Origin of the sequence: Pseudidiomarina sp. WS423, assembly GCF_050750165.1 — a bacterium.
GTDB classification, from domain to species: domain Bacteria; phylum Pseudomonadota; class Gammaproteobacteria; order Enterobacterales; family Alteromonadaceae; genus Pseudidiomarina; species Pseudidiomarina fusca.
Genome location: NZ_JBOJLN010000007.1, coordinates 40,101 through 64,093, shown reverse-complemented (window position 1 = coordinate 64,093; position 23,993 = coordinate 40,101). Strand labels below are relative to the sequence as shown.

23 protein-coding genes are annotated in these 23,993 nt (G+C 49.0%); 15 read left to right on the top strand and 8 right to left on the bottom strand.

Annotation, left to right across the window (positions count from 1 at the left end; translation table 11 throughout):
* Positions 1-10: 10 nt before the first annotated feature.
* Positions 11-343, bottom strand: a complete 333-nt coding sequence (metJ, locus tag ACQ661_RS07865; RefSeq protein WP_153826271.1) for a met regulon transcriptional regulator MetJ — start codon at positions 341-343, stop codon at positions 11-13.
* Between the two features lie 322 nt (positions 344-665).
* Between metJ and metL the strand changes: the two genes are divergently transcribed.
* The gene (gene metL, locus ACQ661_RS07860) at positions 666-3,110 is read left to right on the top strand and encodes a bifunctional aspartate kinase/homoserine dehydrogenase II (RefSeq protein WP_431668095.1); all 2,445 of its coding nucleotides are present in this window, start codon (positions 666-668) and stop codon (positions 3,108-3,110) included.
* Between the two features lie 81 nt (positions 3,111-3,191).
* Here metL and ACQ661_RS07855 read toward each other — a convergent pair whose 3' ends face one another.
* Positions 3,192-5,651 (bottom strand): penicillin-binding protein 1A, encoded by a 2,460-nt coding sequence (locus tag ACQ661_RS07855; RefSeq protein ID WP_431668094.1) that lies wholly within the window; start codon positions 5,649-5,651, stop codon positions 3,192-3,194.
* A gap of 214 nt (positions 5,652-5,865) precedes the next feature.
* On the opposite strand from ACQ661_RS07855, the gene pilM reads away from it, so the two are divergent.
* The 12 genes from pilM to ACQ661_RS07795 all read left to right on the top strand — a co-directional run bounded on the left by pilM (position 5,866) and on the right by ACQ661_RS07795 (position 16,307).
* Entirely contained in the window at positions 5,866-6,933 is a 1,068-nt protein-coding gene (gene pilM / locus ACQ661_RS07850) for a type IV pilus biogenesis protein PilM (RefSeq protein WP_153826273.1), read from the top strand.
* Positions 6,921-7,520 carry a PilN domain-containing protein gene (locus ACQ661_RS07845; protein WP_153826274.1) on the top strand — a complete coding sequence of 200 codons (600 nt, stop codon included), beginning with the start codon at positions 6,921-6,923 and terminating at the stop codon, positions 7,518-7,520. Before pilM ends, ACQ661_RS07845 begins: the two co-directional genes overlap by 13 nt.
* Complete coding sequence (locus ACQ661_RS07840; protein WP_110076436.1) at positions 7,517-8,113, top strand: type 4a pilus biogenesis protein PilO; 597 nt, start codon at positions 7,517-7,519, stop codon at positions 8,111-8,113. Before ACQ661_RS07845 ends, ACQ661_RS07840 begins: the two co-directional genes overlap by 4 nt.
* Positions 8,110-8,661, top strand: coding sequence for a pilus assembly protein PilP (locus tag ACQ661_RS07835; protein WP_153826275.1), 552 nt, complete (start codon positions 8,110-8,112; stop codon positions 8,659-8,661). The genes ACQ661_RS07840 and ACQ661_RS07835 overlap by 4 nt, the downstream gene beginning before the upstream one ends.
* A gap of 6 nt (positions 8,662-8,667) precedes the next feature.
* The gene (gene pilQ, locus ACQ661_RS07830) at positions 8,668-10,761 is read left to right on the top strand and encodes a type IV pilus secretin PilQ (protein WP_228759481.1); all 2,094 of its coding nucleotides are present in this window, start codon (positions 8,668-8,670) and stop codon (positions 10,759-10,761) included.
* 123 nt (positions 10,762-10,884) lie between these two features.
* Complete coding sequence (gene aroK / locus ACQ661_RS07825; RefSeq protein ID WP_110076438.1) at positions 10,885-11,403, top strand: shikimate kinase AroK; 519 nt, start codon at positions 10,885-10,887, stop codon at positions 11,401-11,403.
* A gap of 26 nt (positions 11,404-11,429) precedes the next feature.
* A complete protein-coding gene (aroB, locus tag ACQ661_RS07820; RefSeq protein WP_431668119.1) occupies positions 11,430-12,539 on the top strand; it encodes a 3-dehydroquinate synthase in 1,110 nt (369 codons plus the stop codon).
* Complete coding sequence (locus ACQ661_RS07815; RefSeq protein ID WP_110076439.1) at positions 12,532-13,395, top strand: Dam family site-specific DNA-(adenine-N6)-methyltransferase; 864 nt, start codon at positions 12,532-12,534, stop codon at positions 13,393-13,395. The genes aroB and ACQ661_RS07815 overlap by 8 nt, the downstream gene beginning before the upstream one ends.
* Positions 13,396-13,397: 2 nt before the next feature.
* On the top strand, positions 13,398-13,850 hold the full coding sequence (locus tag ACQ661_RS07810) for a GNAT family N-acetyltransferase (protein WP_313932926.1): 453 nt from the start codon (positions 13,398-13,400) through the stop codon (positions 13,848-13,850).
* A complete protein-coding gene (locus ACQ661_RS07805) occupies positions 13,847-14,620 on the top strand; it encodes a class I SAM-dependent methyltransferase (RefSeq protein WP_431668093.1) in 774 nt (257 codons plus the stop codon). The genes ACQ661_RS07810 and ACQ661_RS07805 overlap by 4 nt, the downstream gene beginning before the upstream one ends.
* Complete coding sequence (locus ACQ661_RS07800; RefSeq protein WP_153826280.1) at positions 14,604-15,089, top strand: peroxiredoxin; 486 nt, start codon at positions 14,604-14,606, stop codon at positions 15,087-15,089. The genes ACQ661_RS07805 and ACQ661_RS07800 overlap by 17 nt, the downstream gene beginning before the upstream one ends.
* A gap of 9 nt (positions 15,090-15,098) precedes the next feature.
* A complete protein-coding gene (locus ACQ661_RS07795) occupies positions 15,099-16,307 on the top strand; it encodes an NAD(P)/FAD-dependent oxidoreductase (RefSeq protein ID WP_431668092.1) in 1,209 nt (402 codons plus the stop codon).
* A gap of 13 nt (positions 16,308-16,320) precedes the next feature.
* Here ACQ661_RS07795 and ACQ661_RS07790 read toward each other — a convergent pair whose 3' ends face one another.
* The 5 genes from ACQ661_RS07790 to ACQ661_RS07770 form a co-directional block, all read right to left on the bottom strand.
* Positions 16,321-17,058: a thioredoxin domain-containing protein gene (locus tag ACQ661_RS07790; protein WP_110076444.1), complete on the bottom strand. Its 738-nt coding sequence runs from the start codon at positions 17,056-17,058 to the stop codon at positions 16,321-16,323.
* Between the two features lie 12 nt (positions 17,059-17,070).
* Positions 17,071-17,595, bottom strand: coding sequence for a protein disulfide oxidoreductase (locus ACQ661_RS07785; RefSeq protein ID WP_431668091.1), 525 nt, complete (start codon positions 17,593-17,595; stop codon positions 17,071-17,073).
* Positions 17,595-19,670, bottom strand: a complete 2,076-nt coding sequence (locus ACQ661_RS07780) for a protein-disulfide reductase DsbD family protein (protein WP_431668090.1) — start codon at positions 19,668-19,670, stop codon at positions 17,595-17,597. Before ACQ661_RS07780 ends, ACQ661_RS07785 begins: the two co-directional genes overlap by 1 nt.
* A gap of 108 nt (positions 19,671-19,778) precedes the next feature.
* Positions 19,779-20,162 carry a hypothetical protein gene (locus ACQ661_RS07775; protein ID WP_153826287.1) on the bottom strand — a complete coding sequence of 128 codons (384 nt, stop codon included), beginning with the start codon at positions 20,160-20,162 and terminating at the stop codon, positions 19,779-19,781.
* Between the two features lie 91 nt (positions 20,163-20,253).
* A complete protein-coding gene (locus tag ACQ661_RS07770) occupies positions 20,254-20,823 on the bottom strand; it encodes a TMEM165/GDT1 family protein (RefSeq protein ID WP_162014560.1) in 570 nt (189 codons plus the stop codon).
* A 181-nt stretch (positions 20,824-21,004) separates the two neighbouring features.
* Here ACQ661_RS07770 and fnr point away from each other — a divergent pair, with 181 nt between their 5' ends.
* Positions 21,005-21,709, top strand: coding sequence for a fumarate/nitrate reduction transcriptional regulator Fnr (fnr, locus tag ACQ661_RS07765; RefSeq protein ID WP_153826288.1), 705 nt, complete (start codon positions 21,005-21,007; stop codon positions 21,707-21,709).
* A 12-nt stretch (positions 21,710-21,721) separates the two neighbouring features.
* On the opposite strand, the gene ACQ661_RS07760 is transcribed toward fnr, so the two are convergent.
* Complete coding sequence (locus ACQ661_RS07760; protein WP_110076450.1) at positions 21,722-22,264, bottom strand: hemerythrin domain-containing protein; 543 nt, start codon at positions 22,262-22,264, stop codon at positions 21,722-21,724.
* A gap of 173 nt (positions 22,265-22,437) precedes the next feature.
* On the opposite strand from ACQ661_RS07760, the gene norR reads away from it, so the two are divergent.
* On the top strand, positions 22,438-23,988 hold the full coding sequence (gene norR, locus ACQ661_RS07755) for a nitric oxide reductase transcriptional regulator NorR (RefSeq protein ID WP_153826289.1): 1,551 nt from the start codon (positions 22,438-22,440) through the stop codon (positions 23,986-23,988).
* Positions 23,989-23,993 lie beyond the last annotated feature (5 nt).

Genomic DNA, 23,993 nt, shown 5'->3' with positions numbered 1-23,993 from the left:
TTAACCCTCGTTAATCTTCGTCGTCGTACAGATCTTCTACTTCCGGAATAGGTAGGTTACGCCGTTCTAATTCAGCCCGCACTTCGGCAGGAATTTTATGTGGATTATCTTTGCGTAAATCATCATCGGTAGGCAGCGGTTGCCCAGTGAAAGCATGCAAAAAAGCTTCGCACAGTAGCTCACTGTTGGTGGCATGACGTAAGTTCTTGACCTGACGACGAGTTCGCTCATCGGTTAGCACCTTGAGTACCTTGGTAGGAATAGACACCGTAATTTTTTTTACGTGCTCGCTCTTTCTACCGTGTTCCACATACGGGTAAATATACTCACCATCCCATTCCATACCGCACCTATACACCCTGTTCATTGGCTGGGCTGACTGCAACTGCTAATGACAGTCAGCAAACTCAGCAAAATAAAAAGTTAAAAACCTTAAAGCTTGTGGTGAATTGTACTGTGGATATTAAATCAGTCAACTTTATACGTATAGCGGTCTATACTTCTTTATCTGTTCGTTTTAATCTTGCACAGTAAAACTCACGTAAGCACATGCTAAGGTCACCAACTTTATGCATCGCGCGCTTTATTGAATGGGGGCTACCCCCTATAATTATTGTTCATTCATTATCAGCAGACCGCTGCACACAGGAGAACGCACACGCATCATGACGGTTGAGGTTAAAGTTACCCCCGAGCAAATTCAAACCGTGGCCGAGCAAGTTCAGGTTCACAAATTTGGTGGCAGCAGTTTGGCCGATGCCTACTGTTATCGTCGCGTCGCTCGCATTGTTAGCGAATACGCCGGTGCTAGCGATTTGGTCGTAGTGTCTGCTGCGGGCGATACCACCAACCGTATTCTTGCCATTATTGATGCCAAAGCTGATGACCGTGGCGTTGCCGAAGTGCTGCTGAAACAACTCGAAAAATATCAGCAAGGGCTGATCAACGAGTTGCTTAACGGTGACCACCAACAACGCGTACTAGACCTATCGCAACAAGATTTTAAGCGCTGGTACGGGTGGTTAAACGACCAAGAAGTAATTACCCATAAGCCTGAATTGCTGTCCTACGGCGAGTTATGGAGTGCCCGTTTATTAGCAGCCCTATTGCAACAGCAAGGGGTCACCGCCGATTACATTGATGCCCGTACGTTCTTGGTAGCTGAAGATGCGCCCGAGCCACTGATTCAGGTGCCCGTATCTCGTGCTGGCTTGCTCAACCGCATTGCACCTCACCCGGGTACAAGATTTATTGTGACCGGCTTTATTTGTGCCGACCCTAGTGGGCGTTCCTTAATTTTAGGTCGTAACGGCAGTGACTATTCTGCCACCCTCGTTGGTAGCTTAATAGATTCTAAGCAGGTCACTATCTGGAAGGATGTGGCTGGGGTGTACTCAGCGGATCCGCGTAAAGTAGAGCGGGTGGTGAGCCTACCTATTCTAGATTGGCAAGAAGCTGAAGAACTGGCACGGTTAGGTAGCCCGGTGTTACACCCGCGTACCTTCCAGCCGGTTAACCGCGAACGCATGGTGATTGCGGTACGCTCTAGTTTGAAGGTAGAGAATCAGCAAACTCGTATCGGCTTATACGAAGATACCGAAGCTAAAGGCAAGGTGTTAACGTCGCTAGCCGACGTGGTGTTGTTTAGAGTTGATTTAAGCGATGCCCAGCTGATTGATAAATTTGAAAATTTAGAACTGACTCCGCTTATTAGCTGGAACGAAGTAGCACAACATCATGCCTACTATGCCTATCACCAAAACCATCTCGACTTTTTACAGCAGTGGTTACTTGAGGTAGATAAAGCGGATCATGTGGTGCAGATGGAAGGCTACTCGATGATTGCCTTGGTAGGTAATCGGATTCAAGAGACGGCCCAGTACAGCACCTTTAAAACCGAGTTAAGCGCACAGAACCTGCGGCGTTTGGCGTTTTCGCCAGATAACAATGCAGTGATTGCTATTTTGGAGCAAAAGCTGGATAACCGCTTACTCAATCGTATTCACAGCCAATTATTTAACTATCGCCGCAGTCTTGGCGTGTTGGTGGTAGGCCGTGGCAACATTGGTAGCGCTTGGTTAGCGCTTTATCGACGCTTGCGTGAACGTATCAACGAGCAAATGGACGTCCGCATCATCGGGATCCTGAACTCCAAACAAATGTGGTTAGATTACAACGGTCTGGGTCTCAATGATTGGGAGCAGCAATTTGATCAATTTGCGCGTCCGTACGAGATGAGTCAGTTGATACCCGAATTACCAAATGCGCCTTATGATGAATTGGTGATGCTGGATTTAACCGATGCTATTGCGGTAGCACAACTGTATCCGAGCTTTTTTGCCAACGGTTTGCACATTATCAGTGCCAATAAGCGCGCGGGTGCGTCAGGCGAATCGCAATACAACGAAATTCGCACCATTCAGCGCGAGTACGAACGTGAATGGTACTACAACACCACCGTCGGTGCTGGCTTACCATTAAATTACGCGCTGAATGATTTGCGTAACTCGGGTGATACCATTCGAAGTATTTCGGGTATCTTCTCAGGTACCATGAGTTGGTTGTTTGAGAACTTTAACGCTGAAGTAAATTTCAGCGATTTGGTGCGCGAAGCCAAAGTTCGAGGCCTGAGCGAACCCGATCCACGCGAAGATTTATCCTGCCAAGATATCATTCGTAAGATGTTGATTTTGGCTCGTGAAATCGGCTTGCGCTTAGACTGGCAAGACATTGATGTCGACAGTCTGTTACCAGAAAGCTTGGCTGATATTTCCTTAGATGAGTTTATGCAGCGCTTACCTGAACTTGATGCTGGCATGCATGACCTTTATCTTGATGCACAAAAAACCGGCAAGGTACCGCGCTTGTTGGCTAGCTTTGCAGTACAAGATGACGACAGCGTGCGGGCTCGTGTAGGCATTGAGTATATTCCGGAAGGCGATATGCTGGCCAACCTCATTCCGGGCGAGAATATTTTTGTGATTTATACCGATTGGTACCACGAGATGCCCCTAGTTATTAGTGGCCCAGGCGCAGGTAAAGAAGTAACCGCCGGTGGTGTGCAATCTGATTTGAATCAACTGTTAAGTCGCTTGATTAGCCAGCGCTAAGCTAGCAATGACCACAAAAAAGCTGGTAGTGCCTATGCCCTACCAGCTTTTTTTAGGTCTTATGACGTGAGCTTAGGCTCACTAGAAAATCGAGTCATCCTCAGCAAAGATGTCACGATTAGTCTCGCCCTTGGCATACTCAGTGGGCGCTGTGCCCGGCAAGAAATATTCAAATCTGGAAGTGTAATCATTGGCACGGCTGAGTTTACCCGTCGCCAAATCGATACGCGCCGAGACTAAACCCGGTGGCACAATAAAAGGCTCCACCGGAACATCTTGCACCGCCACTTCCATAAAGTCTATCCACATCGGCAGGGCCGTCTTTGCCCCCGCCTCTGTGCCGCTAATGGGCTGCTCCGCACTACTTAGATTCTCATTCATGGTGGTGCTGCCCAAAGCCCGCTCTAGATTATCAAAGCCTACCCATGCAGCTGTTACCAAACCACTGACGTAGCCCGAGAACCAAGTATCTTTCACATCGTTGGTAGTACCTGTTTTACCCACGACGTTACGGCCAGCTCTGTTAATCAGGGGCTTAGATTGCTGTACTCGCCAAGCGGTGCCGTTCCAGCCAGTACGATGCTGCCAGCTACCGCCACCCCACACTGCTGATTGCAGCCCTTGCGTAATCAAGAAGGCATTTTGCTCGGTAATCACCTGCGGGGCAGGTAACACCTCACGCTCACCGCTTTCACAAAGCACACAGGCTACTGCTGGGCGGGCCGAATAAAGGATCTCGCCTTGGCTATTTTCAATCCGCTCAATAAAATAAGGATTCACCAGATAGCCCCCGTTCGCAAATACCGCATAACCGCGTGCAACTTCTAACGGCGTCATCGAAGCTGAACCCAACGATAATGATTCGTTACGCGGTAGTTCATCGATGGCAAAACCAAATCGAGTTAGATATTCAACCGTGGTGTCTACTCCTAGCGCACGCAATAAACGTACCGAAACGACGTTCTTCGATTTAGCTAAACCTTGCCGAACTCGAATCGGACCTTCATACACATCCGGTGAATTGCGTGGTCGCCAAGCAACACCACTGCCTGGATTCCATTGGTTAATCGGGGCATCATTCACGAGCGTAGCTAAGGTAAAGCCATTTTCTAATGCCGCAGAATAAATAAAGGGCTTGATGTTAGAGCCGGCCTGACGCTTGGCTTGAATTGCTCGGTTATATTGACTCACGCTAAAACTATAACCACCAACGGCAGCAGCAATGCCGCCGTCTTGGGGGCGCAGCGCAATAATAGCAGCGCTCGGCTCAGGAATTTGCGCTAAGCGCCAGCCTTGTTCTGTTTGTCTTACTCGTACTTGCTCGCCGACTTTAAGCACATCCGCCGCTTGTTGCGGTGCAGGCCCTTGCCGATCGGCATGCAGGTAGGGTCTTGCCCATGCTAGGGCGGACCATGCTAGACGACCAAGGCGACCATGACTTAATTGCACCGTGGCTTGTTGCTCAGCCACTTCGATCACTACTGCGGGTTCTGTTAAGCCAATATTTTCTTGGGTTTGTAGATGCTGATTAATAGCTTCTGCGGTCCAGGGCTCGGCGTCGGCTGGCCACAACACTTGCTCTGGCCCACGATAACCATGGCGCTCATCATAGCCGTGCAAGTTCAGTCGAACGGCCTGCTGAGCCGCACGTTGCTGCTTGGCATTGGCGGTAATATAAACCTTAAAGCCGCTGGTATAAGCCATCTCTTCGCCGTAACGATTGACCATTTCAGCACGCACCATTTCAGCTAAATAAGGCGCATCCATGGTTACTTCAGCGCCATGTAGCTTAGTCGCAATGGGCTCAGCTAAGGCTTGCCGATACTGACTATCGGTAATGAAACCTTCTGCCAGCATCCGGCCTAATACCACCGCCCGTCGCTGTTCAGCGCGCTCAGGGTTACTGATAGGGTTCATGGTCGAGGGCGCTTTCGGGAGACCAGCTATCATAGCCATCTGCGCCAAAGTCAGGTCTTTAACATCTTTACCATAATACACTTGGGCTGCCGCACCCACGCCGTGAGCACGATGGCCAAAGGTGATTTTATTCAAATAAAGCTCAAGAATTTCATCTTTGCTGAGCTCTTTTTCCATCCGCAACGAAATAAAAGCTTCTTTTACTTTACGCGACCAGGTTTGTTCAAAGCTGAGATAAAAGTTACGCGCTAATTGCTGGGTGATGGTCGAGCCACCGCCCTGAATTTCGCCTGTGCTGACCAATAAAAAGAAGGCCCGAGCCACACCTATGGGGTCGATGCCAAAATGCTCATAAAAGCGCTGATCTTCAGTTGCCAGAAAAGCTTGTATTAATGGTTTCGGAATTTCGTCTAATTGCAAAGGAATACGGCGTATCTCGCCAAACTGCGCAATCAGCTCACCATCGGCAGAATAGACCTGCATGGGAGTTTGTAATTGCACCTGCTTAAGCTCGGCAACGCTTGGTAAATCATCCTTTAAAAATAAATATAAGCCGGCTACGGTGAGCGCACCTAGCACCACCGTAGTGATCGTTATCCATAAAAACCACTTCAAAATCTTCAAAAAGTCGCCCCTTGTATCCGTGTCATCTGTTGATTCGCGGGTTGCGTATAAGTTCTACATATTATAGAAAGATACCAGAATAAACAGAACGATTATTTAGAATTTGCAAAGTGCTTTGCATGATCATTACATTTGCGCTTAATATGATCATTCGCATAGAACAATTTTAATAACACGTGCGCTATACTATTCCTATTCCAGTTAGGGGAGTTCCATGGGTTTATTTGGCTTTGGTAAGAAACCGGGGCTAGGTATTGATATCTCAGCAGAGGCCGTTCGTGGTGTCGAGATCATGCCTACCGATAACAGCTACAGCATTGAGCATGTGGCCGAGGTGACGCTGGCCAAACAGATCATGGATGGTGATGAGATTGTCGATATAGACAAGCTCGGCAAAATGATTGCCCAGCTACGCAAACGCATGGGCCATGCGCGTGTTGCGGTGGCTGCGATATCCGGTAATCAAGCCATGCAGCGTATTATAGCGATGGATATTGAGCTGGATGACGAAGCTATTGGCGAAAAAATCGAATCAGACCCTGACCTATTATCCGTTGATACGGCCATAGACCATGTTTACGATTACGAAAGTCTAGGAGAACATCCTTCGCTACCTGGGCAGCAACGCGTCATGTTGATGGCGGCTCGAGCCTCAAGTGTGAGTACTCGCAGCCAAGCCATCGAAGCTGGCGGCTATAAAGTAGCGGTCATGGATGTGGATAACCATGCGGTAGCACGCACCTGTAATCATGTGTTACCCCATCTTTATCCAGACGTGGCTGCCAGTAATTTACCATACGTGGTGGTCGACATTGCCGTCTCGGCAATGCAATTGGTTGTAGTGGTTGATGGCGAGGTAGTTAGCAACCGCTTTCAAGCCGGTGGTTTACAGCCCTTACTCAATGCCCTTACCGAAGGCGATTACAACAAGCATGGCGAAGTTTTGGCCAAATTACGTAGCGGTGAACATGAGCAATACCCCGATTATATCTTGGATGACATGCTCAATGATTTAGGCAGCCAAGTATCTCGAGGCATCCAAATGTACCAAAGTAACGCGGTTGAACGCGGCTTTGCGGCGCTATTTTTGATTAATACCGGGGCTATGATTCCAGTTCTACAAGATATGATTGCAGCGCAGGTTTCCTTTCCTGTGCATGTACTTAATCCTTTTGAGCATTTCCCCTTGCCCGATAAGTTGAGCCATTTGCATGCACACGGCCCTCGCTTTGTTGAAGCCTTGGGGCTAGCCTTACGGAGTTACGCACCATGGCACATATAAACCTGCTACCGTGGCGCGAAACGGTCAAGCAACGAGCCAAAACTCGATTTGGGATACACGCTGCTTTAGCCTTAGGTAGCGCTGCTCTCATTTTTGCGGTGGCCTACTTTTTAATTAATGATTACAAGAACTATCAACAGCGTCGGAATCAATTTCTGCAATCAGAAATTTTGGTGCTGGATAGTCAAATCGCTGAAATCCGTAATATTAATAAGAAAAAAGATGAAGTCTTGAATAGAATGAAACTAATTCAAGCCTTACACGAAGACCGTAACACAGCGATTACCTTATTTAATGAATTAACTCAGCGCACTCCTGATGGGGTGTATTTGCACTCGGTAGAAAAACGCGAGTTAACCCTAACCATTAACGGCCGTAGTAGCTCGAATAACCGGGTTGCTGAGTTTTTACGAGCGCTGAAAGATTCTCCTACGTTTGCTCAACCCGAGCTACGTAACGTGGTGGCCGCCAGCGCTAACGACCGCAGCATTCCTGATGCTGATGGCCTGGGCTACGATGCTTTTAGCTTAACCATTAATATTGTGCCCACAGCCTTGGCTACCGGTGATACCGGAGGCAAGCCATGAGTGTTAACTTAGATAGCCTTCGTGAACTTGATATCAATGAATTACCATTTTGGCCGCGACCCTTTCGAGTGGCGGTTCTGGTGCTACTAGCGGTTATCGTACTAGGTCTTAGCTATCACTTTGTATTAGCTGACGAGTTAAAAGCCTATCAGCGCGAGCAAACCAAAGAGGCACAATTGCGCCAAGACTTCGAGAGCAAATTCAACGAAGCCATTAATTTGCCGCTGTATCGTAAGCAATTAGATACGTTGAATGAAAACTTAGAAGTACTGCTGCAAATGCTGCCCAACAACGATGAAACACCTAAGTTATTGGACGATATCACCTTGATTGGCACTCGCAGTGGGCTTAAATTTGATCGTATTGAGTGGCTACCGCCCCAACCACGCGAGTTTTATACTGCCCTGCCGATGCGGTTTGAGCTCAAAGGTGAGTATCATCAGATTGGTGAGTTTGTTGGGCAAATTGCCAGCCTAGACCGCATCATTAGTGTTAAGAATTTCACCATGCAACTGCAAGACGGCAGCAGTTCCATTCGCTTAATTGTGACCGCTGAGACCTATCAGCAGCAAACCCTGAGGGCAGAACCATGATAAGTCTGCTACCTCGTGGTCTAGGCCTCAGTTTTGTTAGTGTCGCTTGTGCCCTGCTGATTGGGTGTGCCCCAGTGAGTTTGAGTGATTTAGAGCAATTCAAGCAGGGCGTGCAACAGCGTGCCCAGCCCGGCATTAGTCCTGCCCCAGAGCTACCAGAGTTAGCGCGCATGGGCTATTTGGGCCAATCCGCCCGCAATCCTTTTCAACCGACGCCGGTGCAAGCGCAGGCAATTCAAAGCGGCGCCGGCAGTTGCCCACAACCTAATCTAAATCGGGCAAAGGGTGCGCTGGAGGCGGTTGCGCTAGACCAATTAACCTTTACCGGCACCTTACGTACCGGCGCTAGTGGGCTTACGGCGCTGGTGGTTTCAAACGAAGGCCGGCTGTATCGAGTAACCCAAGGCCAGTACCTTGGTTTAAATATGGGTGAGGTATTAACCATCTCACCTCAAGCAATTGCAATTCGCGAGTGGATAGCTACCGGCGACGGCTGTTGGCAGCGACGCGATGTTTCGTTAACCTTGCTGAATTCGCAAAGGAATTAAAAAAACATGAAGCACTTAATTCGCACGGTCTGTTATTTGGCGCTATTACTACCCGCCACTCTTTATGCTAACGACCTGATCCGCGTTGAAAAAATCGGCTTAGGCCCGGAGCGGTTCAACTTGGAGGCGCATTTTAGCGAACGCGTAGATGCCCCTGTGGTGCGACGTCATAGCAATCCGTTAGTGCATGAATTCTTATTGCGTGGCACCTCAGCAGCCGCTCTTGCTGGGCTGTTGAACGTAGGTGAGCACCCACTATTAGATCAGGTTGAAGTAGAGCAGCAACGCGACGATGTGTTGTTACGGGTTAGCACCACCAAGCCGCTGGAACACCTGATGAGTCGCATGGGCGAAGTGATGGTCTTAGTCTTTGTGGCGAGTAAGAAAGCCCCTGATGCTGTCGCTGCAACGACTCCTGCTCAGCCAGCCCCACGCTCAGCCCCAGCAGAGCCAGCTCCGTCACCACAGCCGCCAGCTCGCGACCCTGAGTTACGTACCGCCAGTGCCGCCTATATCGCTACGCAAAACGCTAGCAATAGCACAGTCACCTCCATCAATTACTTTGGTTTAAGTGGTGCTACTGGCCAGCTCAGCATCGCTTTTAAGGGCGCTGAAATTGAACACGAGCTCGATGCTAGCAAGCAGCAGCTTGAGCTTACCCTGTTTAATACTAAGTTACCTGACGACCTATTATACGTGCTTGATGTTAGTAAGTTTGATACCCCCATAGGCTACGTTGAAACCTTTCAAGAAGGCCGTCATGCGCGCTTAAAAATTGCCGGCAAGAGCGATTTTAGACATCAACTGGAGCAGTTGGATGGTTATCTGCGCCTCACCTTTGCCGAGCGCACCGAGCCCAAGCAAGCAGCGCTAGATAAAAATCAAAAACCCATTTCGTTAAACTTTCAAGACGTACCGGTACGCCAGCTCTTACAAATTTTGGCAGAAGAAAACCAGCTCAACTTGGTGGCGAGCGAGTCTGTCACCGGTAATATCACCCTGCGTTTAGACAATGTTCCTTGGGAGCGAGCGTTAGAAACGATTCTGCGCGTTAAAGGCTTAGATAAACGCATTGATGGCAATATTCTGATTGTGGCGCCAGCCGTTGAGTTAGCGCAGCGTGAAGAGCAGCAGTTAGAAGCCAATCAACGGATGGCTGAACTAGCGCCATTAACCAGCTCCTATATTCAGGTTAATTACGCTAAAGCTGCAGAGATCGCAGCTATTTTACGCACCGATAGTTCTGATTTACTGTCCTCGCGAGGAGCTGTGACGGTCGATGAGCGTACCAATACGCTCTTGGTACGCGATACCCAGCAGCAGATCGACAGCGTCAAAGCCATGGTTGAGGTCTTAGACATTCCAGTAAAACAAGTGATTATCGAGAGCCGAATGGTGACCGTACGCGACAACATTAGCGATGAACTGGGGATCCGCTGGGGTATTACTGAGCCTAGCGTGGATACTAGTTTGCCACTACCCTGGGGCTCAGGCACCTCTATTACTGGTGATTTTAATGTCAACCTGCCGGTAAGTAGCCCCGCTGCAACCATAGGTTTTCAAGTCGCTAAATTAGCCGACGGCCGGTTACTTGATCTGGAGCTGTCTGCGTTAGAACGAGAGAACAAAGGTGAGATCATTGCGAGTCCTCGCATTACCACAGCAAACCAAAAAGCCGCTTACATTGAGCAAGGTACTGAAATTCCATACGTAGAAAGTGCCTCCTCTGGGGCAACCTCGGTGCAATTTAAGAAGGCCGTGCTGGGGCTGCGAGTAACCCCACAAATCACCCCTGATAATCGCGTGATTCTTGATTTGGTGATCACCCAAAATACCCGTGGCGAAACCGTAACCACCCCTACTGGGCCGGCGGTTTCAATCGATACCCAAGAAATTGGCACTCAAGTTCTAGTAGAGAATGGCGAAACCATTGTGCTTGGTGGTATTTACCAACAGCAAATTCTTAATGATATTTCCAAAGTACCCTTGCTTGGTGACATCCCTTACGTTGGGGTATTGTTTAGAACGGAAAACCAAGTGAACGAAAAGCGTGAATTATTAATTTTTGTCACGCCACGAATTGTGACCAATAATCCGTAAACCTTGCTTAAATGGCTGTGACTTGCGATAATCGCGCATCTTTTTGGTTGGGTAAAGGAAGGTCTTGAGACACTCCGGATTCCGTGAGTCACAGCTAGTTAAACAAGTGAAGTAAAGCATCTAATGGCTGAAAAACGTAATATTTTCTTAGTGGGCCCTATGGGGGCTGGTAAAAGTACCATCGGGCGACAATTAGCACGCCAACTCCATCTTGAATTTTTCGATTCTGATACTGAAATTGAGCGCCGTACCGGTGCTGATATTGCGTGGGTGTTTGAATTAGAAGGCGAAGACGGGTTTCGTGCGCGTGAAGAAAAAGTCATTGAAGAGCTCACCGAAAACACTGGCATTGTGTTAGCTACTGGTGGCGGATCGATTTTAAGCAAAGAGAGCCGTAATCGCCTTTCTGCGCGAGGCGTGGTGGTCTATTTACAAACCACCATCGATAAGCAATTAGCACGAACCCAACGTGATAAACGACGCCCTCTGATCGCGGATGCAGAAAATCCTCGCGAAGTACTAGAAAACTTGGCTGAAATCCGTAATCCTTTATACGAAGAGATTGCTGATGTTATTGTTCGTACAGACGAACAAAATGCAAAGACAGTGATTGACCAAATTATCGAACACATCAACGTATAAATTCGGAGACGCTCATGCAGACACCCATACAACAAATCACCGTTGGTCTGGGTGAGCGTAGTTATCCGATCGAGATTGGACCCGGCCTGTTGCAACGCAGTCCGCTATTTCCAAATCTTCCTCAGCAGATTTTAATCATTACCAACACCCTGGTAGCACCGCTCTATTTAGCCAAAGTAAAACAGTCGCTGGCGGCACATCAGGTGGTGGTGCATGAAATTGGTGATGGCGAAGCCGAAAAAAGCTTACCTAACTATCAAGCCATCATGGATACCCTAATTAGTCATAGTTTTGCGCGTGACTGTGCCATTATTGCCTTAGGTGGCGGTGTGGTTGGCGATTTGGCCGGCTTTGTTGCAGCAACCTATCAGCGGGGCGTGACCTTCTATCAAATTCCAACCACCCTGCTGGCGCAAGTGGATTCGTCGGTAGGAGGTAAAACGGCTATTAATCATCAGCTTGGTAAAAACCTCATTGGCGCCTTTCACCAGCCCCATGGGGTGTTAATCGATACCGACTGCCTGCAAACACTCAGTGCTCGTGATTACACCTGTGGCCTTGCTGAAGTAGTTAAGTACGGCATTATCGCCGATGCTGATTTTTTCACGTGGCTGGAGCAGCAAGCCGGCGCTCTATGCGCACGGGATACCAGCGCAATAACTCAAGCAATCAAGGTAAGTTGCAGTATTAAAGCCGCCATTGTCGCAGCGGATGAAACTGAACAGCATCAACGCGCCTTACTCAATTTAGGGCATACGTTTGGGCACGCCATCGAAGCAGCCGATTATCAACATTGGCGCCACGGTGAGGCGGTCGCCGCAGGAATGGTGATTGCGGCCACCTTGATGGAACAAACCGGCCAACTAGCCAGCACAGATCTGCATCGAATTCGGCAACTCTTGCAGCAACTGGGGTTACCGGTTGAAGCTCCTCAACTAACGTTGCAGCAATGGCAAGATTACATGCAACGCGATAAAAAAGTAAAAGCCGGAGTGATTCGATTTATTCTCCCTACCGCCATTGGCCAAGCTCAAATAATTGGCTTAAGTGATTGGCAAGTGATTGCGACAGCAATCAACGCTTGTAGCAGTTCACAGCCCTTCAGCAAACTGATGTTAGGATCGGCTGATGCTTAAGAAACGTGCGTTTTTGAAATGGGCTGGGGGCAAATATGGTCTTATTGAACCTATCACTGCGCTCTTGCCAGAGGGCAACAAGTTAATTGAGCCTTTCGTCGGCGCCGGTTCGGTGTTCTTGAACACCAATTACGACAAATACATTCTTAACGATGTTAATCCAGATTTAATCAACCTGTTTAAGATCGTCAAACGCCGGCCGCGACGTTTTATTGATGATGCTGCGCGCTTGTTTACTCTTAGAAATAATACCGCTGATGCCTATTACTCACTACGAGAGCAATTCAATCAAAGTAGCGACTTATATCAGCGTGCACTGTTGTTTTTGTATCTGAATCGCCATGGCTACAATGGCTTGTGCCGTTACAACTTATCAGGACAATTCAATGTGCCCTTTGGACGTTACAGCCGGCCTTATTTTCCACAAGCAGAATTAGAATTTTTTGCAGAAAAAGCCCAGCAAGCCGTCTTTACCTGTATGAGTTTTGAGCAGGTGTTTCGTCGTGCCCGTAAAGGCGATGTGGTGTATTGCGATCCTCCTTATGCACCGCTCAGCACTACCGCTAACTTCACCAGTTATGCTAGCGGTGGCTTTAACCTCGAGCACCAGCATGAGTTAGCTCGTCGCGCCGCTCATACCGCACATAAACGCGGCATCCCGGTGCTGATCAGTAATCACGATACGGAACTAACACGATTGCTGTACCAAGATGCGGATATTCAAAGCTTACAAGTAGCACGCTTTATTAGCCCCAAAGGCGATAGTCGTGGCAAGGTTGCAGAGATTCTGGCGCTCTACACTCAACCTGAGCGCGCCAATGTCATTCCTTTAACTCGGCGAGTGAGAAGCAGATAACGATGAACTGGCAGCTAAAATCCTTTCCTCAGCTCAGCACCAGTGAGCTGTATACCATCTTGAAAGTGCGCCAAGAGGTGTTTGTGGTTGAACAAACCTGTCCCTACTTAGACGCTGATGGGAAAGACCCGCAGGCTCTGCATTTGGTCGCATGGGATGCGTCCTCGGCGCAAGCTGAGCTGTGCGCCTACGCTCGTATTTTTATTGGTGATGCGCACACGCCATCACGCATTGGCCGAGTATTAACAACTAACCATGCTCGTGGCCGTGGGTTGGGTCGTGAGTTGATGCAGCGTGCAATCACGATTTGCCAACAACATGCTAAGACTCAGCCTATTCAAATCGGTGCGCAAGTATATCTACGCGACTTTTATCAAAGCTTAGGCTTTATTGAGACCAGTGCCGAATATCTTGAGGATGACATCCCTCATGTGGATATGGAGCGCGCCGTATGAATGCTGCCGAGGTACCCATTCTGGTGCTGACTGGGGCAGATCATGACTATGCACAAAGGTTAGCCCAACGCTGCCAACTGCAAGTGCTTAGCGCTACGAACGCTAATTTAGACCAGTATGAATTTGTGCTTGAACTTACCCCTACCCAGCTACAACTTCGCTGGCTTGCTGCGCCTAAGATGTTGCCGCTGGTGGTTGATTTTAGTCAGGGTAAAGCAGCCTTTCGGGCGGCCAAGGCGAGCCTTAAAGATGAAGCGATCGGCCGCGCCTGTGGCCTGGCTAAATATAAATCAGCAACTATCCTAGATGGTACTGCTGGCTTAGGTCGCGATGCCTTGGTGCTTGCTCAGCTGGGGGCTACTGTCTTACTGCGCGAACGCAACCCAGTGGTAGCAGCCTTACTGTTGGACGGATTACAGCGGCTGCAGCACAGCGATGCTAGCTTGGCCGCACGGTTACAATGGTATGACGACAGTTATCAAGGGTCTATCGAGGTGGTTTATTTAGACCCCATGTACCCGAAAAACGATCGAAAACAACGCGCAGCCGTAAAAAAGGACATGCAAATGTTTCAGCAGTTAGTTGGGGCCGACCATGATGCCGACCAGCTGCTAGCAGATGCGCGCGCCAAGGCGCAGTATCGGGTGGTCGTTAAGCGTCCACAGCACGCTGATTTTCTGGATCAACAACCACCTCAGAGCCAAGTAATAAGCAAAAAACATCGATTCGATATTTACTTAACGGAGCAATCTCATGATTCAAGTCAATGACCGTATTCCCGCTGGTACTTTAACCGCTTTAGGTGATGTTGGCCTTCAGCAGTTTAATCCAGCAGAAATGTTTGCCCAAGGCCGTCATATCCTCTTTGCAGTACCTGGCGCCTTTACTCCTACCTGTTCAGAGAAACACCTGCCAGGTTTTGTTGAGCATGCTGCTGCACTGCAACAAGCAGGGGTGCAGACTATTACCTGCGTGGCCGTAAACGATGCTTTTGTGATGCGCGCTTGGGGTAAGGCCCTCAATGTGAATGACAAAGTGCAATTGTTAGCTGATGGTGATGGTTCTTACCATCAACAACTAGGGCTGACTAAAGCAACAGGCTCGTTTGGCGGCTTGCGCGCGGAACGCTACGCTATGGTGATTGAAGATGGTGTTGTCACCCACCTCTTTGTGGAAGATGAAAAAACCTTTGGTGTAAGCAGTGCTGAGCACGTGCTAGCAGCTTTAACAGGCGAGTAACCCTAGTCCATGAGTGAAGCAGTTCAGCATTATGACGTGATTATCATTGGGGCGGGTGCCGCCGGTTTACACTGTGCTGCACACGCAGCAGCCCGAGGCAAAAGCGTGATAGTGCTGGACCATGCTAAACAAGCTGGTAAAAAGATTCTCATTTCTGGTGGTGGACGTTGCAACTTCACCAACATGTTTGCGAGTGCTGAAAACTACCTCTCGGCTAACCCTCATTTTTGTAAATCTGCATTAAAACAGTACACTCCATGGGACTTTATTGCTCTGGTTGAGCGCCATGGTATTGCTTATCATGAAAAAACCTTAGGCCAGTTGTTCTGTGATGTAAGCGCCAAAGACATTGTCTCTATGCTGCTCAAAGAATGTAAGCAGTATGGCGCCAAAGTACAATTACGCACCGACATAACTGCAGTTGAATACCACCAGCAGAAGTATGAGTTAACCACCTCACAAGGCCAGTTAACTAGTACTGCTCTGGTTGTTGCCTGCGGCGGCTTATCTATGCCAAAACTTGGTGCAACGCCTTTCGGTTACCAACTAGCCGAGCAATTCGGGCATACCATATTGCCCGTACGCGCTGGCTTAGTACCTTTTACTCTGCATGACACCGATAAACAACAGTATGCGGAGCTTTCTGGTTTAGCGGTTGATGTGATTGCTAGTACGGCAGCCGATGCTAAAACGAGCGCCAGCTTCACTGAAGCAATGCTGTTTACCCATCGTGGTTTATCTGGTCCTGCAATGCTGCAGCTATCCAGCTACTGGCAAGCTGGTGAAGTTATCGATATTAATCTACTGCCTAGATTTGAGTTGTTGCAGCAGTTACAGCAACTGCGTCAACAACGCCCAAAGTTAGGACTACGCAGCGCTTTGCAAGAATGGCTGCCCAAACGCTTGGTACAAGTGCTAGCTCAGAGCCAAGGGTGGCCTGACAAGAACCTCGCTGATTGCAATAATCAGCTGCTACAAAAAGTCGCCGAGGACATTCAAGCTTGGCGTCTTAAGCCCAACGGCACCGAAGGCTATCGCACCGCCGAAGTGACCCTCGGCGGTGTTGATACTAAAGAAATCAGCTCTAAGACGATGCAAAGCATCATCCAGCCTCAGTTGTATTTTATTGGTGAAGTGATGGATGTTACTGGCTGGCTTGGCGGCTATAATTTTCAGTGGGCATGGAGCAGTGCCTACGCCTGCTCACAGCACCTCTAAAATCACGAGCGTTTTAATCCAGCATCTCTTGCACTAAGGCTTGTAATTGGTCGTATTCCACAAAGCCAGGAATCACCGCGCTGCCCACCACAATGGTTGGGGTGCCGCGATAGCCAAAATCGCTAAAAGCTTTGTAGTTTTCCATCAAATTACGACGGGCAACTTGGGGATTATTGAGTTGTCCGCGTGTTCCTGTTAAGCGGGCCACATGCTCTATCGATTGAGCTGTGTGCAAGCCGTTTTTAGCGTAAAGCAGCTTGGCTACTTCAGGGTATTGCTCAGGTTGATGCTGCCACACATTCATGGCGAACTCAGACGGGTTAACGTTACTACCCTCTGTTTGTTGCTGGCGTAACGGCACCACAATATTAATCACCTTAACCCCATCAAACTCTTCCACTAACCGCTGTAAATGAGGCTCGATGCGTTTGCAATAAGGGCAATCGTAATCGGTATAAACCAGCACGGTCAGTTTGGGATCGGCTGCGCCATACCAAGGTTGCACCTTGTCGTTGTCGTATAACCAGCTTTCATATTTAGCTTGAGCATTACGGCTGGCTTCTTTGCCCTCAATGTAACGCTCAACACTATTTAGCACGTCACCAATCACTTCGGGATGCTGCTTTAACAAACCGACCAACTGTTCAAGTTGTTGTGCTTGTTGATTGGCCTGCTGTGCTTGTGCAGTAGCGCCCAAGGTAGCTAAGCCGAGGGCCATCAGGGTGCCGAAAAACAAAGATTTGAACGTCATACTACTCTCCCATTAACCAGAAAAACTTGCCCACCAGCGCCGCCACCATAAGCCAGTTGGCGTGGTGATACCAGTGGTATAAGAAACAATTTCGCCTTGATGAACGATGGCGACAGTAGGGGTAGCCGTTATTTGCCACTGCTGCCCCACTTGTCCCAGTGGATCGTTCACCGTAATGAGTTGGTAATTTTGTTGCTCCAAATAATGCGCAACCTTGGCATCAGACCCCGAACGTAACGCTACCGTGACCACCGGATAATCGGCTGCCATCCAATTCACCGTTGGCGTTACGTACGTACACACCGGACACCAAGTGGCCCAAAAATACACAATGACAGGTTCACTGTAACTGCGTTCCAACCAATCTTCTGTCGTTCCTTGTAGATCGGTATAGGTCATCAGCGGCACCGCTTGCGGATCGAGATTACGGCCTCGCCACGCATCTACAGCCGTACTAATCAGCATAAACATCACCACCATGGCGGCAATATTTTTGAGCAGCTTGAGCCATTTGCTGGATTGCTTTGGCTGCGACATTATTCTCTCCCCGCGGCTTGGTCGATTGCGGCACTGACAGCCTCGGCCGTTAGAATCACAGGTAGATCGATGCCCGCAGGGGCATTTGGACCATAAACCCGATTAAAAGGCACCCCATAACGCTGATATTTGCGTAAATACTGAGTGACTTGGTCATTGGCTTGGCTCCAGTCACCTTGCATGGTCACCACCTGTGGGTCTTGCAGCAATTGATACACGGGCTGCTGCAATAGCACCCCTATTTTGTTGGCCTTACAGGTAATACACCAATCCGCGGTAATATCGACAAACACCACTTGACCTTGGGCCACGGCCCGACTGATCTCTGTTTCATTTAAGCCTACCCAAGCGTGATCGGGGCGCGGGCCACTAGCCCATTTAGCGCTAGTAAGACTTGCGGTGACGGCTACCGCAGCTACCACTAACAAGCTACTAGCCACAGCAATCAACAGTCCTTGTTTGCCGTAAGTTCTAATCACCAGTAGCGCGGCTACTACTAACCAACTTAACGCTAAGAGCCAGACCATCGCAGCAGTTAAATGATTATTGAGTAAAGTGAATAGCCACAGGGTGGTGGCCGCCAACATCAGACTAAAAATCACTTTTGTGATCTGCATCCAACGGCCCGGTTTAGGTAGCAACTTAGCCAAAGATGGTAGCGCTGCAACCAATAACCAAGGCGATGCCATGCCAAGTCCTAAACCAGTGAAAATAAACCAGAGTTGTAGATTAGAGGCGGCCATGGCAAAACTTACTGCGGTTCCTAAAAAGGGGGCCGAACAAGGCGTTGCTAATAAGGTCGCGAACATGCCTTGGACAACATGCCCTAGGTACGAATTATCACCACGTTGGGCAGCCCAAGTTTGCCAGCTACTAGGTAATCGAAATTCAAATAGGCCAGCCAAGTTGAACGTAAATAAACCAGTGACTAGCACCATAAAGCCAATGAACCACGGGCTTTGGAATTGAATACCCCAGCCTAGCGCGCTACCACTCGTTTTTAGGCCCCAGATAAACAGTGCCAACAACCAAAAAGACAGCACAATACCTAATGCCGATGCTAAGAACTGACGCCGAATAAGCCCTCTCTCTCGCGGTATCAACAACACGCTTTGCAACTTCATCCCCAGCACAGGTAGGACACATGGCATGATATTTAAAATAAGCCCGCCAAGCAGCGCAAAAGCAAACATCAAACCAAGACTACTAGATACCGCTGGTGCATGAGTGACTTGCGCCACGGCCTGCGCCGTTGTGGATAGTTCAGCCGCTAGCGCCTCATCTAACACAGTAATTTGAATGGGATAACTAGCCACCTCGGCAGCACCTAACCAATGGCTAATGTTGAAGGTAGCCAGTAACCGCTGACCATCGATATCCAAGCGTGGTGGTGCCACCGTCATATCTGCCAATTCCGTGGCCAAGCTATCAACCAAGACATCCGGCTGTTGCCAGCCCTGTGGGTGGGTAAGCTCAAGTTGCAACTGCTGTTGACTGGCTGACCATTCTGCCCGCTCCAAGACCACCGCGGGATGGTCTAGCCGAGGCACTTGGCTTAGTGCCTTCTGCAATTCAAACACCCGCTGCTCAGATGCGGCCAGTTGGGCCGGATTGAAGCTGATATCAACGGGGAAATCCGTTAACACGCAGATGTTAGTGCAGCTAGACATGGTCACCACACCTTGTAGTCGCGCTGGCTGCTGCCAGTTTTCTATCGTCAACGTTAGCGGAAAGGCAACCGTGCCCTGATAGCCTACCGTTTCAATCCCTTGCACTTGATAACGTTGTGGAGCAGGCCACTGCCACTGCACCCTACTGATATTACTCTTGGTTTGCCACTCTGCGGTAGGGGGAATGCCGCCCTCTCCGGGCGCCCGCCAATAGGTCTTCCAAGGGCTCTCTAAGCGAACCTTTAGCAAGGCTTGCAACTGTTGCTGATCGGCTTGCGCGGTCACTAAATCTAACTTGATTTGAACGTGCGGATGCTCTGAGCTGGTTATCCAGTCAGTAGAATCCTGTGCCCATGCAGAACTCATCAACATGAACAATAAAATAAAGGGGATTATGTGTTTCATCTATACATCTCAACTAACCTATGACTGAGTACCTACTTGAACCGATTCGAACAGAACAGTCGTACCCCTCGCTTGCTGCATCAAGCAGCTACAGACAACTCAGTGAGGTTATTCTCGAAACACACAAAAGTGCAGATGTGGCCGATATCGCCACCGCGGCGGTGGCACTGTCAAAGTTACCGCGGTGGTGCCTAGCCGGCTGGAGAAAAGCAGAGCAACGACTAATAATAGGCCGACACTCAGTTGGTCAAATAATTGCTGTAATGCCTGCTGCAATAGTTGCTCACTGGCACTACAATCACTCTCGCTAGCTAGGGCACTAGCGGCGTCGCTGGTGGCGCTAGTTGCCACCAGGCTAGCCTGCGGTAGCGCCTGCTGTTGTAATGGACAGCCTTGAATCCAACTACTTTGTTTCGCCAAACACAGACACAACACCAGCATGACGGCCCATAGGCAGCCACGTGCGCGTTGTTGTTCAGTCCAGTTAAGCATCAGGTTATCTCTTTAATTTAGCTGTTGCCGATACTAGCAAGTTTTCAACGCGCGGCCAAGTTTTAGCCAGCGCCAAAGTGGCTTAGAACGTTTAAGCCAAGAGTTGACTTAGCGCGGTAGCAATACCTAGCACCACGAACAAGGTCGCCGCAATATAACGAGCTGCATTCAGAGGTAGTTTTTGCATCAACCGTTGTCCGAGTAGCACGATCGGAACATTGGCAAGCATCATCCCTAAGGTTGTTCCTAATGTAACCCACAATACGCTGGTGTATTGAGCTCCTAGAATAACCGTAGCCACCTGGGTCTTATCACCTATTTCAGCAATAAAAAACAGCACTGTGGTGGCGATAAAAGCGCCGTATTTACGCACGTTTTCGTGTTCGTCATCATCTGCTTTATCGGGTATCAGTACCCACAGGCCAACGGCTATAAAAGAACCTGCGACCACATAGGTGGCGAGTGTTGCCGGGATGACATCCACTAACCATGAACCCAGCCAAGCGGACGCTAAATGATTGAGCAGAGTCGCCACTAATATCCCCATGATAATCGCTGTTTTGTGGCGGTACCGCGCCGCCAAGAACAGGCTTAGCAATTGCGTTTTGTCACCTATTTCGGCTAAAGCGACGGTCACGGTTGAAGTTATAAATGCATCCACTTAGGTGCTCCTGCTGGTTTGGTCGCGCATTTTAACAGTATCGGGCAAACCCCACAAACCCTACCAACTACCTCCACTTAGGCATATTGGAGGTACTCCATCGGCACAAGGTTACTTTTCAGGCGTTGGGCGTATACTGCAGTTATTCGTTAGGGATGTTGATCTAAATCAGGAAATCATTATGGCTAATCTGACTTCTCACATACATTGTCAAAATTGCAGCATGGCAGCGCTATGTTTACCGTACCAATTAGATCAAGAGGGTATGAATCGGCTAGACACTATTATTCAGCGTCATAAGCCTCTGCATAAACGTGACGTGTTAGTTAATGCCGGTGCGCCGCTAAAATATTTATATGCCGTGCGTAGCGGTTCACTAAAGTCTTACACCATTGACGATAATGGCGTAGAGCAAATCATTGATTTCCATTTGCCTGGCGACCTCGTCGGTTTTGATGCTTTAGCTGAAGGTCAACACCGCAGTTACTCACAAGCGCTAGAAACCACCATGTTGTGCGAAGTGCCTATTGTGTCACTGGATGAGCTAGTGATTGAGATGCCATCCCTGCGCAAACAAATGATGCGTTTAATGAGTAGCGAGATATTCTCCAGCAAACAACTACTCGGCACGTTGAACAACCGCTCAGCCCATCAACGTTTAGCGCACTTCTTAGTCACCTTGTCCGATCGCTTTAAAGCGCGCGGATTATCTAGCACTTCGTTTCGCTTAACCATGACTCGCGCTGATATCGGTAACTACTTAGGCCTTTCGGTAGAAACCATTAGCCGTATTTTATCGGCACTGCAAGGCGAAGGTGTGATTGATGTGCAGAACAAGCTAGTTAACATCATCGAGCCAGCCCGCTTGCGCGAGCTAGCTCACTAACTGACGCAGCACTTATTGGCAACCACCACAGCAGTGACCATTACCATGGCCACTGCTGGCTGGTTTATCTGCTTGCTTAAAAAGAATGCTATTTTCAATATCGATGTGCAGCTGCAAGTCTTTCACTAACTCATTTAACCCCTCATAAAGCATGATCCAGCTTCCACATGCGCCGCGTGGAGCTTGGTTTTGATGGGTCAACTCTAATAATTCGGCTAACATTTGCTCGTGCTGGTCGTGCTCTTCTTCCATCACCGCGATAGGTCCGCTTGGATAGATCCCACCAGCTAACATCGGAAACAAAATTTGCTCTTCTTTCATCATGTGGCTTTCTAGCTCTTGGTACATGCTTTGCAGCAATTCTGCCAAGCCTGCTGGACAGGCTTCATGATCATTATGTACGTCTTCTATTTTGCGCGCTAAGTTAATTAACTCCGGCAGCTGTGCGCGATGCTTATCGTGAAAATTCTCAACAATATAATCAATTAAATGCTTGCTAGGCATGGCTTGAAACACGGCTAAAGCTTCTGCATGAATGGTAGATGGTGTTGACATAATAACTCCTAATTTTGAGATAAAAGCGGCCAAAATGGACCAGCAATACCTCTTGGTACTGCAAGATGGATGCCAAAACTACCTACTTTGATTTATATCGAGTTTTTCCCTGCAATGGTAAATTAAACCCATATTTATTTGGGTCAAAAAGGACTTTAAGGGTTAAATCTACCATGCAAGATGTCACCTTACTTGAAACTCTGATCGCCGATTTAGTGACCGAACAGCCTGCCGTAGTACGGCTAGAGAAAGTCGTCAAAACACTACGCCAACACTTTCATTGTGGTGCCGTGGTGCTGCTTAAATTAGAGCAGCAAATGCTTAAGCCCATTGCTAGTATCGGTTTAGCACGGGAGGCCTTAGGGCGCCGTTTTATTGTGCATCAGCATCCGCGCCTAGCCACCATTATGGCGAGTCGCGAAGCGGTTCGATTTGAGCCAGATAGCCACCTCGCAGACCCCTATGACGGGCTTATAGAAGATAGCCCCGATGGCCATTTGGCAGTACACGATTGTATGGGGATCTCATTACATGTTGAAGGCAAATGCTGGGGGGTTCTGACCCTAGATGCCCTCACCCCAGGAACCTTTGATACGGCTGCCATGCATGCACTGCAACGAGCAAGCTTGCTGGTTGAAGCGGCGATTCGCATGGGGCAAATTGAGCAAAGCGTCAGAGCCCTACGTAATCAACGGCGCGATCAAGAATACTCGCTTAGTGGCGAGGCTTCCGCTAGTTACGAAATCATCGGGCGTAGTGCTCCATTGCTCAATGTGATGCAAGAATTGAGTGTTGTGGCCGGCTCAGATCTTCCGGTATTACTGCTGGGTGAAACCGGCGTGGGTAAAGAGTTATTTGCACGACAGTTACATCGCCAGTCACAACGAGCGCAGCAGCCCTTAGTGTATGTGAATTGTGCAGCGTTACCTGAGGCTCTGGCCGAGAGTGAGCTCTTCGGCCATACCAAAGGGGCCTTCTCTGGGGCAACCAGCGAGCGGGCCGGTCGGTTTGATAGCGCTGATGGCGGCACCATCTTCTTAGATGAAGTAGGTGAGCTGCCACCAGCAATTCAGGCCAAGTTACTACGAGTATTGCAGAATGGCGAGATTCAACGCTTAGGAAGCGATCGTAGCCATACCGTCAATGTCCGAGTTGTGGCGGCAACTAATCGCGACTTGAAGCAGCAAATAAAATCTGGTGATTTTCGTGCTGATCTCTACCATCGCTTATCCGTGTACCCGTTACCTATTCCACCGCTGCGTGAGCGTAGCGATGATATTCCTGTGTTAGCCGGTCACTTCTTAGAGCTTAACCGAGCTCGCCTTGGGGTACGAGCGTTACGCCTCACCCAAGCGGCAGAGCATGCCTTATTGGCTTATGATTGGCCTGGCAACGTGCGCGAACTTGAGCATACCATCAGCCGGGCGGCGATTAAGGCGCTTAGCATAGGTGCGGCACGAGAAGATATTGTTAGTATCGATATTGGTTTGCTGGATTTACCTGGTGCAGCCACCGCCAGCGTGCAAGTCACGGATATATTGCAGAGCAACCAGCGCAAGGCGTTTCCCACCATGAACTTGAAAGATACCCTCAATGCGGTGCAGCGTCAGCTTATTGAGCAGGCTTTAGAGCAAGCGGACTACAAATGGACCCAAGCGGCCCGTATACTAGAGATAGATGCAAGCAACTTACACAAATTGGCGCAGCGGCTGGGCTTAAAATAGCAGCT

What these genes read in the sequence shown, in the direction of transcription:
- aroK (WP_110076438.1), top strand. Translation starts at nt 10,885, where the DNA reads ATGGCTGAAAAACGTAATATTTTCTTAGTGGGCCCTATGGGGGCTGGT.
- ACQ661_RS07815 (WP_110076439.1), top strand. Translation starts at nt 12,532, where the DNA reads ATGCTTAAGAAACGTGCGTTTTTGAAATGGGCTGGGGGCAAATATGGT.
- ACQ661_RS07805 (WP_431668093.1), top strand. Translation starts at nt 13,847, where the DNA reads ATGAATGCTGCCGAGGTACCCATTCTGGTGCTGACTGGGGCAGATCAT.
- ACQ661_RS07835 (WP_153826275.1), top strand. Translation starts at nt 8,110, where the DNA reads ATGATAAGTCTGCTACCTCGTGGTCTAGGCCTCAGTTTTGTTAGTGTC.
- ACQ661_RS07785 (WP_431668091.1), bottom strand. Translation starts at nt 17,595, where the DNA reads ATGTCGCAGCCAAAGCAATCCAGCAAATGGCTCAAGCTGCTCAAAAAT.
- pilM (WP_153826273.1), top strand. Translation starts at nt 5,866, where the DNA reads ATGGGTTTATTTGGCTTTGGTAAGAAACCGGGGCTAGGTATTGATATC.
- ACQ661_RS07800 (WP_153826280.1), top strand. Translation starts at nt 14,604, where the DNA reads ATGATTCAAGTCAATGACCGTATTCCCGCTGGTACTTTAACCGCTTTA.
- ACQ661_RS07790 (WP_110076444.1), bottom strand. Translation starts at nt 17,058, where the DNA reads ATGACGTTCAAATCTTTGTTTTTCGGCACCCTGATGGCCCTCGGCTTA.
- ACQ661_RS07775 (WP_153826287.1), bottom strand. Translation starts at nt 20,162, where the DNA reads ATGCTTAACTGGACTGAACAACAACGCGCACGTGGCTGCCTATGGGCC.
- ACQ661_RS07810 (WP_313932926.1), top strand. Translation starts at nt 13,398, where the DNA reads ATGAACTGGCAGCTAAAATCCTTTCCTCAGCTCAGCACCAGTGAGCTG.
- ACQ661_RS07840 (WP_110076436.1), top strand. Translation starts at nt 7,517, where the DNA reads ATGAGTGTTAACTTAGATAGCCTTCGTGAACTTGATATCAATGAATTA.
- fnr (WP_153826288.1), top strand. Translation starts at nt 21,005, where the DNA reads ATGGCTAATCTGACTTCTCACATACATTGTCAAAATTGCAGCATGGCA.
- ACQ661_RS07760 (WP_110076450.1), bottom strand. Translation starts at nt 22,264, where the DNA reads ATGTCAACACCATCTACCATTCATGCAGAAGCTTTAGCCGTGTTTCAA.
- ACQ661_RS07795 (WP_431668092.1), top strand. Translation starts at nt 15,099, where the DNA reads ATGAGTGAAGCAGTTCAGCATTATGACGTGATTATCATTGGGGCGGGT.
- ACQ661_RS07845 (WP_153826274.1), top strand. Translation starts at nt 6,921, where the DNA reads ATGGCACATATAAACCTGCTACCGTGGCGCGAAACGGTCAAGCAACGA.
- metJ (WP_153826271.1), bottom strand. Translation starts at nt 343, where the DNA reads ATGGAATGGGATGGTGAGTATATTTACCCGTATGTGGAACACGGTAGA.
- norR (WP_153826289.1), top strand. Translation starts at nt 22,438, where the DNA reads ATGCAAGATGTCACCTTACTTGAAACTCTGATCGCCGATTTAGTGACC.
- metL (WP_431668095.1), top strand. Translation starts at nt 666, where the DNA reads ATGACGGTTGAGGTTAAAGTTACCCCCGAGCAAATTCAAACCGTGGCC.
- ACQ661_RS07780 (WP_431668090.1), bottom strand. Translation starts at nt 19,670, where the DNA reads ATGAAACACATAATCCCCTTTATTTTATTGTTCATGTTGATGAGTTCT.
- pilQ (WP_228759481.1), top strand. Translation starts at nt 8,668, where the DNA reads ATGAAGCACTTAATTCGCACGGTCTGTTATTTGGCGCTATTACTACCC.